Below are 12,252 nucleotides of genomic sequence, written 5' to 3'. Positions count from 1 at the left end.
TAATGCTTCTTCTAGCCCTGCTTCTTTCCGAGCTCTTTCCGTACAACCGGCATAACGTCTGTCGCTAGCAGCTCAATCGCTTCAGCAACCTTCGCATAAGGCTGGCCGCCGATATCGAACTGCACCATATACCGGTTATGTCCGAACAGCTCGTGCTGCGCCAGTATCTTCTCGACGATCTGCTGTGGACTGCCTACAGCCAGAGCCGTATCTGGTCCCGCCATCAGCTCGAACTGCTGCTTCGTTATCTTCTCTCCGCGTTCGCGGCCGCCCATGAATTCATATACATAATTCGCGTAATACGGATAATAATCAGCTATAGCCTGCTCGGACGTCTTAGCAATGAAACCGTGGCTCGTTATCGCTACTTTAGCCTGTTTCGAAGGAAACTTCGCTTCAAGTGCAGCATCCCTATACGCAGTAACGAGATGCTGGAAACGCTGCGGATCGCCGCCTAATATAGCTAGTGCCATTCCTACGCCCAGTTTGCCAGCCGTCTGCGCGCTCGAAGGCGTTCCGCCAACGCCTATCCATATCGGCATCTTCGGCTGGAAGGGTCTCGGTGCAATCTCGGCGTCATCCAGCGAAGATCGAAGTTCGCCATTCCACGTAATTCGCTCATGCTCGCCGAGCTCCAATAACAGGTCCATTTTCTCCGAGAACAACTCTTTATAGTCATCCAGCTCATAGCCAAACAACGGGAAGGATTCCACGTATGCTCCTCGTCCTGCAATGATCTCTGCACGTCCCTCTGACAATAGATCAAGCGTGGCGAAGTCTTCGAATACTCTTACAGGATCTGCAGTCCCAAGTACAGTCGTTGCACTGGTCAGACGAATGCGTTTGGTAGCCTGAGCAATAGCTGCCAGCAATACGGGCGGCGACGTAATCGCAAAATCAAGCCTATGATGCTCTCCAACGCCAAATACGTCGAGCCCTGCCTCATCGGCTAGCTTAGCCGCTGCAAGCACCTCCTTGATCCGCTGTGCTGCGGATAATGACCTGCCCGTATGCGGATCAGCTGCCAAGTCTCCTAATGTATATATACCGAATTCGAATTCTGTCCCATTGCTTGCCTTTACCTTCTCGTGACTGAGCATCTGCCTTTCCCCCTAATAGTGTTCAACATTCTATATTTCCCTATTTATGCAACATTCATCAAGCCCGCTAATGCAGTTACTTTATGTAAGTAATCATACATAAGTTATTGAATACCGTCAAACCTGCATCGTTGTAAAATAAAGAACGTTCCTCTTGGCTCCATGAATAATGAAGTCAAAAGAAACGTTCTGAATGGCTTAATCGTTAGTCTAGCAGCTGTTATACCGTCTGTTTCGTCAGATCCAGCCAGTCCATCTCGGCCCTCGTCAGCTTAATAAGCGAGCCTTCGTCGCATGATTGCAGTTCTTCAGTCGATTGAGCGCCGATCAAGGCGCAGGTCGGGAACGATTGGTTAAGCACATAAGCGAGGGCGATCTGAATCGCACTAACGCCTTTGTCAGCTGCAAGCTGCTTCGCGCGCTCAAGCCGCTCCCAGTTGTCGTCGCTGTAGAAGACTCTTACTAAATCGGCATTGTCACGCACTTCCGGAGAGAATCTGCCCGTGAAGAAACCTCTGGCTTGCGACGACCACGAAAGCAAAGGCAACTGATTAGCTTCGTGCCATGCGCAAGTTTCCTCATCTGCCGATACGCAGCCCGACCAGAACGGTTCGTTCGCTTTTGCAAGGCTTAGATTGGGACTGCTGAACGTGAAGCCTACTAGTCCGCGATCTGCCGCGTAGCGGTTTGCTTCCTCAATACGCTGCCAAGTCCAATTCGATACGCCGATTGCTTGTACTACGCCTGCGGCAACATGCTCGTTCAACGCGTCGATAATGACGCTAACAGGGATAGCAGGGTCATCGCGATGCAGGGCATACAGGTCGATGTAGTCCGTTTGCAGCTTTCTCAAGCTATCCTTCAAATCGGCAGCGATCGCTTCCTTGCTAACGCGCGGGCCGGATTGGTCATGATGGGCGCCTTTCGTCAACACGACGATCTGCTCCCGATTACCGCGTTCGCTCATATAACGGCCAATGACTTCCTCGCTCTGTCCGCCGCAATAAATATGCGCCGTATCAATCGAGTTGCCGCCGATAGCCAGATAAGCGTCTAAGTTGGCAGCCGCCTTCTCATACGAATGATGGAAGAAGTAGTCCGAGCCTTTCATAAGCCGCGAGACCGGCTTCTTAGCGCCTTGAATTGTAATGTAATCCATCTATATCCATCCTCTCTTCGTTAGATTGTAATTCTAGAGCGCGTACGCGCTGATTCTAGGCAAGCATCAATGACTCTCATATTCGCAAGAGCGTCCACTGTATCGAAGCGCATCGCTGCGTCTCCAGCAATTGCGCGTGCCAGATGATCCGCCTGTTCCGTGTAAGCATTCACATGCGGAACTTCGATTTCTTTGCGTTCGCCTTGAGCAGTGACGAAGAAATTGCCGCTTCCCGGGTTAGGCGTAACGTAGGCGCTTGGCACCTCAATAATGCCTTCCGAGCCGAGCACTTCCAGCGGATTGCGGAACGCCGCCCACATGCCGCAATCAAAGCTAAGCGATACGGCGTTGTCGAATTCAATGAGGCCGGACGCCATCATATCGACATCGTCATGTTCTTGAGAGAACAAAGCTTGTACCGTAACCGCTTGCGGCTCTTGGCCGAGCAGCAGCCTCGCTGCGTTAATCGGATAGCAGCCCACATCATAGATCGAGCCACCGCCCCAGTCCTTGCGGTATCTGACGTTCTTCTTGTCGCCGGCATTGTTGAAGGTGAAGGCGCTGCGAATCGCTCTTACTTCGCCGATCTGGCCTGATGCGATAATATCCTTGATCATCGCATAGCGCGGGTGATAACGGTACATGAATGCTTCCGACAACAGCACGCCGGCCTTAGCGCAAGCTTCCGCCATCTCCGCCGCTTCCTTCTCATTCAGTGCAAGCGGCTTCTCGCACAAGATATGCTTGCCTGCTTCCGCTGCGCGGATCGTCCATTCGCGGTGAAGATGGTTCGGCAGCGGAATATAGATAACGTCGAGCGAATCGTCAGCGAGCAGTTCCTCGTAGCTGCCGTATGCAGCTGGTATGTTCAACTCCTCGGCAGTCCGCTTCGCATTGTCTAGATCACGACTCGCAATTGCCGCCGCTTCATTCAGACCGGACAATTGCAATCCCGGAATGACAGCGCGTTTCGCAATTCCCGCACAGCCCAGGATGCCCCATTTTAACTTTTTGCTGGTCATGCTATAATCACCTCATCGAATATTTTCTACGACTATATTGTGATTATATGACGATCAATTCAAAATTAAAATGATATTATTTTGCACGCAATTGAAACAATATTGTCATTGAGGTGATAGCCATGCAACGCCAGAGCCATCTGCTTACGCTTTCGCAGACGCCTTACTTCTGCCTGCCAGAATCGGTAGGCGCATACAGTGAATATCCCGAGCATCATACGATTCGCGCGGCGGATGCTCACAACACCTTCAACATCCACTATGTCGCCTCTGGCAAAGGGTATGTTGAATGGGAAGGAAAAACGCACCAGCTTACGCAAGGGGATGCCGTCCTCTACTTTCCGATGCAATCTCAGCATTATTACAGCAGCAAGGATGAGCCTTGGGACGTTCGCTGGGTTCATTTCTACGGAAGCGGTGTGCATGATTATTTTTTAGAACGCGGTCTTCACAAGAGTCAGCTATGGACGCTGCGGCAAACGAAGGGCTGGGAGCAGGCGCATATGGAGCTGCTCGTGGAGGCGGAGACACATCGGATGCTGCATCCGATCCGATTGTCCACATTGACGTATACGCTGCTTGCGCTGTTCGCCGAGCAGGCTGTGCCGCTGACGGGCAGCAGCAAGGCAAGTTCAGCCGGCAACCGGATATTAGAGCTGCTTCCGCATATGCAGGAGGAAGCCATGCGCCCGTTCATCCTGGAGGAATGGGCTGTGCGAGCCGGCGTTACGCCGCATTACTTCTGCAAGCTGTTCAAGAACACGATGAAGATGACTCCGATGGACTTCATAACGAGATGCCGCCTGCAGATGGCCAAACAATGGCTGCTCGACCGCAAAGAGGCGAACATCGGCCAAATCGCCCAAGATGCAGGTTACCCGAGCGTCAGCTATTTCAACAAGCGCTTCATCGAGCATGAAGGCATGACACCGACGGCTTATCGGCAGCTGTTCGGCATGTAAGAGCATATTCGCACTTACAGCCCATCATCGACGCATAACAAAAAGGCTTTCCTGCAAGGTCGCTTAATCTCCGACCTATAGGAAAGCCTTTCTTGTTTTACTTTATATTATTTCGCCAATTGCGAATCGAATACAGCTGCTTCAATCATCCAGCCGAACGGATCTTCAAGCTCGCCCTTTTGGATTCCTGTCAGCGTATCGTACAGCTTCTGCGAAAGCTCGCCCGTCTTGCCGTTATTAATGACAAGCACTTCGTCCTGCCAGTTCAGCTCGCCGATTGGAGAAATAACAGCTGCCGTACCTGTGCCGAACGCTTCCTCCAGCTTACCTTGCTTGCTCGCTTCGTACAGCTCGCCAATTTCAATCGCGCTTTCTTGAACCTCATAACCCCAATGTCTCAATAGGTGAATAATCGAGTTGCGCGTAATACCGTCCAGAATACTGCCGCTAAGCGCTGGTGTATGAATAACGCCATCGATCTTGAAGAAGACGTTCATGCTGCCCACTTCCTCGATGTACTTACGGTGAACGCCGTCCAGCCAAAGCACTTGCGTATAACCTTTTTCCTTAGCGATCTCTTGCGCTTTAAGGCCAGCCGCATAGTTGCCTGCCGTCTTCGCTTCACCGACGCCGCCCTTCACCGAGCGAACATAATCAGACTCAACGTAGATCTTAACCGGGTTCACGCCCTCCGGATAATAAGCACCTACAGGCGACATGATGATCAGGAATTGATATTCCGTCGATGGTGCAACTCCAAGCTGAGCTTGCGTCGCAATTACGTAAGGACGAATATATAGCGAATTGCCTTCCTCGAAAGGAATCCAGTCAATATCGACTTGGATCAACTGTTTAAGCGCTTCAACAGCAACATCCGGATTAATCTCAGGAACGCTCAGACGCTCGTTGGAACGGTTCATCCGCAGGAAGTTGTTGTGCGGTCTGAACAATTGCACGCGGCCGTCCTTCGTACGGTACGCTTTCAAACCTTCGAATATCGTCTGGCCATAATGGAACACTTTCGCTGCCGGATCAAGCACGATCGGTTGGTAAGGAATAACGCGCGGGTTGAACCACCCTTTTCCCTCTTCGTAATTCATGATAAACATATGATCTGTATAATAATTGCCGAATCCCAGCTTTGACTCCGGAGGCTTAGCCTTTTTTGTCGTTGTGCGCTCGATTTGCAAACCTTCTAACATCATGCAACTCTCCTTTTTTTTAGGGCTGTTAATTGAATGCTAACACTTCATGCGATATATTTAAAATATCTATTTTATACAAACCCCATACCTTAAAGGTATGAGACAGTGAGGGATACCCTATGGATATGCGCCAGCTCAAATATTTCGTTGCGATTGCCGAAGAAGGTCAAATTACGCGCGCCGCCAAAAGGCTAAATATGGAGCAGCCGCCCCTTAGCCGCCAACTGAAGCTCATCGAAGAAGAGCTTGGCGTAACGCTGTTCGACCGCAGCGGCAAAGGACTTAAGCTTACCGACGCCGGGCAGCTTCTGCTGGAAAAAGCGGAATCTTTGCTGCTCCAATTCGACGGCGCGATCCGCGAAGTGCAGGAAACGGAGGAAGGCGCTCGCGGCGTCTTGTCCATCGGCTCCGTCGTTTCCTGCATCTCGCTGCTGCCGAAGCAGATCGAGCGGTATCGTGAGCGCTATCCCCAAGTGACCTACAAAATACTCGAGGGCGATCACTTCTACCTTGGCGAGCAGCTCGAGAAAGGTGCGATTGATCTAATCGTTGCGCGTCTGCCGTTCGAAGCACAGTCGATCGTGAGCGATTATACCGTTCTCCCGCTCCCTTCGGATCCGTTCGTAGTCGTCATTCCCAGCTCTTGGACGACGCTCGCCAGCCGCGGATCGATCAACATGGCGGAGATTGCCCAGTTCCCGTTCCTGACCCTCAAGACGGACAAAACGCTTCGGATGCACGAACAGGTCGTCAATGAATGCCGCCGCCACGGCTTCGAGCCAAATATTATATGCGAATGCTCCAGCGTCGCTATTATTATGTCACTAATCGCCGCCGGTATCGGCGCAACTGTATTTCCGAAGTCTGTCTTGTCTTCCTTCCCGTCCGATGTCGTTACGATGCTGCGGATCGAGGATGCAGACTTCCAATCTGGTGTAGGCATCTTATGGCTGAACGATCGATACCTTCCTAAGCGTGCGCAATATTTTATCGACAGCTTCCGTCCGGGCAACAGCTGAACGGCTAGCAGCGGTTACTTCGCAAACTGGTCGTCGAGAAATTCCGCAAGCACGTTAGGCAAGCCGATCTGGCCTAATTGCTTGTTATTGTTCATCAGCAGTTGAAGCAGCTCGTCGCTGAAATCATTATCCTGCTCTTCCTTGATCGCCTCGATCTCATCATGCAGCCGCTCCATCTTATGATCGAGAGCCGATGCGGAGACAGCCGCCTCGCGAAGCTCGTTAAGCAGGCGCTCTGGAATTTCCTGATTATACTTATAGAAAATTTTGTGCTCCAAGCTTGCCCAGAAGTCCATCGCAATCGTGCGAATCTGTACCTCGACGAACACGTTTTCACGACGGTCCGAGATGTATACAGGCACTTCAATGATCAAATGCAAGCTTTGGTAGCCATTCGGCTTCGGTTCCTTAATATAGTCCTTGACCTCAACGATATTCAGGTCTGACTGATTACGAAGCATATCGCTGATCCGATAGATATCGGAGATAAACGAGCATGTAATGCGCATGCCGGCAATATCCCGAATACTATTGCGAATGCTAGTTAAGCTCAGCCCTGTCTGCTTGCGATACAGCTTCTCGAAAATACTTTTTGGAGACTTCAATCGCGATTTCGTATTCTCAATCGGATTGTATTCATGAAGCAAATGGAATTCTTCCTGCAAAATTTCAATTCTTGTCTCCAACTCGCTAAGCGCGAACTTATACATCATCATGAACCGAGTCATTTGTGTCTTCAAATCTTTAATCATTAGCATTTGATCCATCCTACTGATAATCCCCTTCCAAACTTTCGTTCAACAGCAAGATGATTCGCTTAAGCTCATGCATATCCTTCTCCGTTATCCGTTCCGCTATAATCTTGATAAGCTGCTCGTCATTGGCTCGGAAGGAGGAAATGTATTGCTTGCCTTGCTCCGTTATAGCAATATAAACAACTCTTCGATCCTGCTCGCCTCGATACCGGTCAATTAGACCGCGTTCATACAGCTTGTCTCCCATCAGCGTTACTGCGCCTGCGGTCACACACAGCATCTCAGCTAAATCCGTCGATTTTAACGGACTCGTCCTGCTCAAATGCTGCATCATCCGAATTTGGCTTATGGAGAACGAATCATCGACACCTTTATACCATTCGGCTTTTAGCTTCTTGTACGTGCTCTTCAATAAGGGCGATAGTGACAACCACTCTTCATAATTGCTCATTATTACACCTCACTTATTTATTTTAACACTCAAATGACGTAACGAGGATTAAGTTTTGTTGACTATTTTGGTACAAAATATCTATAATGACCTTGGCAACGTTCTTGTTAGCCTTTCTACATTCCATTATCCGAGGTGATTGTAATGAGTATCGATAAATACGAAAATGTCGAAAAATTAATCGATATATTTCAACGCTTCGGCAAGGCCGACTGGCGCAAGAAGACGATATTAGGTCTCAAAGCGAGCGAAATGCGCGTGCTGCTCTGCGTTAAGCATGGTTCAGTCAATGGTTCCAGAGGGACAACCGTTAAATATATAAGCAAACGTCTTCAAGTAACCTCGCCAACCGTTACCCAAATGGTGAACAGCCTCATTGAGAGCGGCTACGTCTACCGTAAATCGGACAATAATGATCGACGGATTACCGAAATCATGCTTACCGAGAAGGGCGAACAGCTCGCGGTCGAAGCCAAAAAACGATATCATGAAATGTTTATTGGTCTGATTGATCATCTCGGCAAGGAGCAAAGCGATCAATTAATCGGATTGCTGAATGACGTCTTCGAATATTTGGATCTAGTCAGACATCAGGAAAACTAGGGAAAATATACAAATGAGAAAAAAGGGATTTCGAATAGGCACGTTGGCCGACTCGAAATCCCCCCTCGTGAGTCAGCTATTCAAGTTATTGAATGGCTGGCTCTTTTTTTGTTAAATCTTTGACTTTGTCGTCGGTTGGCGCTGTTGCGGCCTTCGTGTTATTCGATGTACGAAGAGGGATCTCCTTCAAGAAGAACACCGCAACGAGTGCAACGATAAGCAGTGACATCCCGAATAAAAAGACGACGGTTAGCGAATCGCTAAGAACATTACGAATAAAATCAATCGTCTGATTGAACAGTTCGTGAACCTCTGTCGGAAGCGATTGTTGCAGCTCCTTCAGCTTCGGCTGATTAAGCAGCAATTGCGGGTTCATGAAACTTCCCATTTCTTTCGCCACTTCAGGATCAACTTTGGACAGATCCGGACCTTCGCCCGCAGCAAGCGCATCCTTCAACTTGCCTGCCATAGTCGAGTTCATAACTGTGCCGAGCACTGCGATACCGATCGTGCCGCCCATGTTACGGAACAGCGTAGCCGTACCTGTAGCAACCCCGAGCTGGCTGGGTTCCACCGCGTTCTGAACGGTCAGCGTGAAGACCGGCATCGAGATGCCAAGGCCGATACCGAAGACGACCATTGCTCCGACGGCCATCCATACGTTCGTCATGAACGCCATCAGCAGCATGCCAACTACCATGAATGGCATACCCGCGATTGCAAAACGTTTGTATTTGCCGGATTTGGAAATCCAGCGGCCAGACAATGTACTAAGCACGATCATCGCAACCGACATCGGCATATTGATAAAGCCAGAAGTGGTCGGCGAATATCCGAGAACGCCCTGGGTGAAGAACGGCAGGTACATCATAGCGCCCATCATCCCTGCATTCATCAGGAAGCCGATGACGTTCGAAACGGTTACGATACTGTTCTTGAACATTCCAAGCGGAAGGACTGGGCTTTTCGCTTTACGCTCAATAAGCAGCAGAATAACGAGAAATACAGCTGCCAACGACATTAAGCCGATAATTTCGAACGAGCCCCAATCGTATTTCGTTCCTGCCCATGAGAAGCCAAGCAGCAAGGCAACGATCATTAGAGTCAAGAAGAGCGAGCCCCAATAATCGATCGGTTCGGTTGTTTTGCGCACCGTCTTAGGGAACATTCTCATAATCATGACGAAAGCGACTAAACCAAGCGGAAGGAATATCCAGAAGATCCATTCCCAGTCCATATGGTCGACCATGAAACCGCCTAGAGTCGGGCCAATAACGCTGGAGAAGCCGAAGATTGCCATCATGATTCCGGTCCATTTTGCACGTTCGCGCGGTGCGAATAAGTCGCCGACTGCGGTTACGGTTGCGGACATTAGAATACCGCCGCCAAGACCTTGAATACCGCGGTAAGTAATCATTTGGAATATCGATGTAGACGTTCCTGATAAAAATGCACCGATCATAAAGATGACGATACCGAATAACAGAAACGGTTTTCGACCATAAATATCGGATAGCTTGCCGACCAGAACGGTTGCGATCGTAGAGGTAAGCATGTAAATCGTGATAACCCAAGAGTAGTGCTCAATACCGCCAAGCATCGCAATAATGCGAGGCATCGCCGTACTAACGATCGTTTGGTTAATAGCGGCGAAGAACATCGCGGCCATTAGCGCAATCATGATCGTAATTTTTTTCTTCTGTGATAATTGCTCCATGAAGTTTACTCTCCTTGCTTTTATAATTTAATATTACCCTTTAGCAGTAAAATTACTACCACTAAATAGTTAGGTTACCTACCTATCTATGTATCTTACAACAATTTTAGTACTAAGACAACTGGCATATTTCGAAAGTTTTTTGAACGAGCGTTGCTCTTTGTTGAACACAAAGAAAGAGATCATCCAAGACAAATTGTCCGAATGATCTCTAAATTATTTTACATTTAACAGGCTGGCTATCTCTCCCATGCGTCTTCTAATTGAATACGGCTCATATTATTGATCTTCTAAAACAATCATTTCATCCATTACATCTGAAATGAATGAATCACTGTCAGAAGGTATGATCATAATGGACTGGTTTCTTCTCAAAACCTTCCCGCATGTTTCTAAACGGACACTTAATTGCTCTTTCCAATCATTGTTCAAATAAGGAAAACAAAATATGCTTTTACCTTGCGCAAGGCCAATAGCAACCGTTGCATTCCATCTTTCATTGCTTATCTGGTGAAGCGGACGGTCCATTCTGGAAGTCGATAGCTCCAGCTCCTCCACGACGCTCCGAATAGCTTCCTCCTTCATTTTCGGATCTTCTTCGAGCAATTGTCGCACAGTCGGGTAATATTTCATGCCAAACCTATTTCGTCTATAAATGATGTCTCCGACATAACAACTGCTCTGCTTAAGCTGTGCCTGGATCAACATGCTGCCTTTATTGGCAAAGACATATCCCGAATCTTGTTTCACCCGTCCCGCTAACAAATATGAAAGAGCCCAAGCTCCGTTTCCCGGTTTACTTACAACACCATAAACCTTAGAGGAGCTGAAATGATAATTAAAATCGGTTAATCGATCCCAATGCGCATCTACTCCAACAATCCTCGGCTTGCACTTGATGTTTATATTTTCCAACTTGATACTCTTTAAAAGCTTCATCGGTCGCTGCCTCCAACTTCCATATTCCCTTTCATTCATTTTATTTCCTTTTTATACCTTTGTATATTGGTTTTTACGAGCTAGCTGGATGAGCTATATTGGATTGCTGCACTAACTTCGTTTGATAAAATCAGGATTGGAGGGCTATGTTGAATATTAGCAATAACTTTGATCAATGCGAGCTAATTCAGAGCTATGGAGGGAAAAGTTACTGCAATTGTCCAATATAGCTTCCCAATATGACCCAAACTGCAGAAGTTACTGCCAGAATCCAACATAGCTCTGTGTATCAAAAAAAAACATACAAAAAACCGCCCCACCAGGGCGGCTTTAGATTTACATAGCTATTAAATAGAAAATGAGGATATGATACCGCGTTTCAAACCCTTGGCATTTTTGATAATCGTCTCGTATTGCGATTTCGCTATTCTTCTGTCGGACATTGGAAGTTGAGGGTTCTTCACAATTTCGGCCAGCATCTTAAGCTGCTTCATCTCGTCTGGCGTTACTTTAGCTGTTGCTCTCGCCACGCGCGCCCTCCTCCTTTCCCTTATGATCCACTTCCAATTGTTCGATTACCGTATCCGCGATCTCCTTGCTTTGCTTCGCCTTCAAGTAAGACAATCCCGCATAGCCGGCAAGCAGGGAGCTGCTGACAACAGCATATATATTGTCCGTGTTGGCCATGGCCAGCGTACTTTTCGCCACGATGCCCGTGCCGATGGCTATAAGCAGGTCACCAAGGAAGCCGAGGTCAAAAAATATATTTTTTTTGGCGCTGCCGCCATTGCGGTATCCAATCATAAAAAAGAGAAAACGAAGCGGCCGCTGAACCCACCGGATCAGCTTGCTGCTGGAGAAGTTAGCCCCTTCCTCGTCATATTCTATGACGAACTTCGGCAGTTCGACTATCCCATTTTTAACAAAATGTCCGATTAATCCCCCGATAAGACTCATCGCGATAGGAAGCCCGAACACGGCAAGGAAATCGTTCAAATTCCGAATGTCCTCCAGAACAACTCCTCCTCTCCTTTCCCCAAAACAACGTCGCCACGCTTGCCTTCATTTGCCGCTGCTTTACTCCATGTTATTTAGTTATAGCGGTTTGAGCGCCGAATAGAACCTGTTTTTGCTACGACCGACCAATTAGCATACGAAAATCTGCTCCTGCTAACGGACAGTAGAGGTCCTTATAGACTTGATTGACGATTTTAGCTGGTCTTGCGGACACATAAGACTCTAACAGCTGTGTTTGGCAGCGAAATCGCTTCGATTGGAGGAGTTAGGGTCTGTGGTGTCCGTAACGAAGTAGCAGCGGCC

The 12,252-nt window shown here is 48.4% G+C and carries 13 protein-coding genes; 3 read left to right on the top strand and 10 right to left on the bottom strand.

The features are described from left to right. Positions 1-11: 11 nt before the first annotated feature. The 3 genes from V8F51_RS06575 to V8F51_RS06565 all read right to left on the bottom strand — a co-directional run bounded on the left by V8F51_RS06575 (position 12) and on the right by V8F51_RS06565 (position 3,281). On the bottom strand, positions 12-1,100 hold the full coding sequence (locus V8F51_RS06575; protein ID WP_337099328.1) for an LLM class flavin-dependent oxidoreductase: 1,089 nt from the start codon (positions 1,098-1,100) through the stop codon (positions 12-14). Between the two features lie 220 nt (positions 1,101-1,320). Beyond that, positions 1,321-2,259 carry an aldo/keto reductase gene (locus V8F51_RS06570; protein ID WP_337099327.1) on the bottom strand — a complete coding sequence of 313 codons (939 nt, stop codon included), beginning with the start codon at positions 2,257-2,259 and terminating at the stop codon, positions 1,321-1,323. Between the two features lie 20 nt (positions 2,260-2,279). Next, a complete protein-coding gene (locus tag V8F51_RS06565; RefSeq protein WP_337099325.1) occupies positions 2,280-3,281 on the bottom strand; it encodes a Gfo/Idh/MocA family protein in 1,002 nt (333 codons plus the stop codon). Positions 3,282-3,403: 122 nt separating this feature from the next. On the opposite strand from V8F51_RS06565, the gene V8F51_RS06560 reads away from it, so the two are divergent. Next, on the top strand, positions 3,404-4,243 hold the full coding sequence (locus tag V8F51_RS06560) for a helix-turn-helix transcriptional regulator (protein ID WP_337099323.1): 840 nt from the start codon (positions 3,404-3,406) through the stop codon (positions 4,241-4,243). Between the two features lie 107 nt (positions 4,244-4,350). On the opposite strand, the gene V8F51_RS06555 is transcribed toward V8F51_RS06560, so the two are convergent. Beyond that, positions 4,351-5,445 (bottom strand): branched-chain amino acid aminotransferase, encoded by a 1,095-nt coding sequence (locus V8F51_RS06555; RefSeq protein ID WP_337099321.1) that lies wholly within the window; start codon positions 5,443-5,445, stop codon positions 4,351-4,353. A gap of 122 nt (positions 5,446-5,567) precedes the next feature. Here V8F51_RS06555 and V8F51_RS06550 point away from each other — a divergent pair, with 122 nt between their 5' ends. Next, positions 5,568-6,467, top strand: coding sequence for a LysR family transcriptional regulator (locus V8F51_RS06550; protein WP_337099319.1), 900 nt, complete (start codon positions 5,568-5,570; stop codon positions 6,465-6,467). Positions 6,468-6,481: 14 nt separating this feature from the next. Here V8F51_RS06550 and V8F51_RS06545 read toward each other — a convergent pair whose 3' ends face one another. Next, positions 6,482-7,234, bottom strand: a complete 753-nt coding sequence (locus V8F51_RS06545; protein WP_337099318.1) for a GTP pyrophosphokinase — start codon at positions 7,232-7,234, stop codon at positions 6,482-6,484. Between the two features lies 1 nt (position 7,235). Next, positions 7,236-7,673, bottom strand: coding sequence for a MarR family winged helix-turn-helix transcriptional regulator (locus V8F51_RS06540; RefSeq protein WP_337099317.1), 438 nt, complete (start codon positions 7,671-7,673; stop codon positions 7,236-7,238). 144 nt (positions 7,674-7,817) lie between these two features. Between V8F51_RS06540 and V8F51_RS06535 the strand changes: the two genes are divergently transcribed. Continuing rightward, positions 7,818-8,276: a MarR family winged helix-turn-helix transcriptional regulator gene (locus V8F51_RS06535; protein ID WP_337099315.1), complete on the top strand. Its 459-nt coding sequence runs from the start codon at positions 7,818-7,820 to the stop codon at positions 8,274-8,276. Positions 8,277-8,361: 85 nt separating this feature from the next. Here V8F51_RS06535 and V8F51_RS06530 read toward each other — a convergent pair whose 3' ends face one another. The 4 genes from V8F51_RS06530 to V8F51_RS06515 form a co-directional block, all read right to left on the bottom strand. Continuing rightward, positions 8,362-9,993: an MDR family MFS transporter gene (locus tag V8F51_RS06530; protein ID WP_337099314.1), complete on the bottom strand. Its 1,632-nt coding sequence runs from the start codon at positions 9,991-9,993 to the stop codon at positions 8,362-8,364. Between the two features lie 279 nt (positions 9,994-10,272). Beyond that, positions 10,273-10,932: a hypothetical protein gene (locus V8F51_RS06525; RefSeq protein ID WP_337099313.1), complete on the bottom strand. Its 660-nt coding sequence runs from the start codon at positions 10,930-10,932 to the stop codon at positions 10,273-10,275. A 347-nt stretch (positions 10,933-11,279) separates the two neighbouring features. Next, positions 11,280-11,462, bottom strand: a complete 183-nt coding sequence (locus V8F51_RS06520; RefSeq protein ID WP_337099311.1) for a hypothetical protein — start codon at positions 11,460-11,462, stop codon at positions 11,280-11,282. Further along, a complete protein-coding gene (locus V8F51_RS06515) occupies positions 11,443-11,928 on the bottom strand; it encodes a hypothetical protein (RefSeq protein WP_337099310.1) in 486 nt (161 codons plus the stop codon). The genes V8F51_RS06520 and V8F51_RS06515 overlap by 20 nt, the downstream gene beginning before the upstream one ends. Between the last annotated feature and the right edge of the window lie 324 nt (positions 11,929-12,252).

Origin of the sequence: Paenibacillus sp. YIM B09110, from assembly GCF_037167145.1 — a bacterium.
In the GTDB taxonomy this organism is placed as follows: Bacteria; Bacillota; Bacilli; order Paenibacillales; family Paenibacillaceae; genus Pristimantibacillus.
The sequence above is the reverse complement of the archived record's forward strand: the minus strand, read 5'-3'. Positions and strand labels throughout refer to the sequence as shown.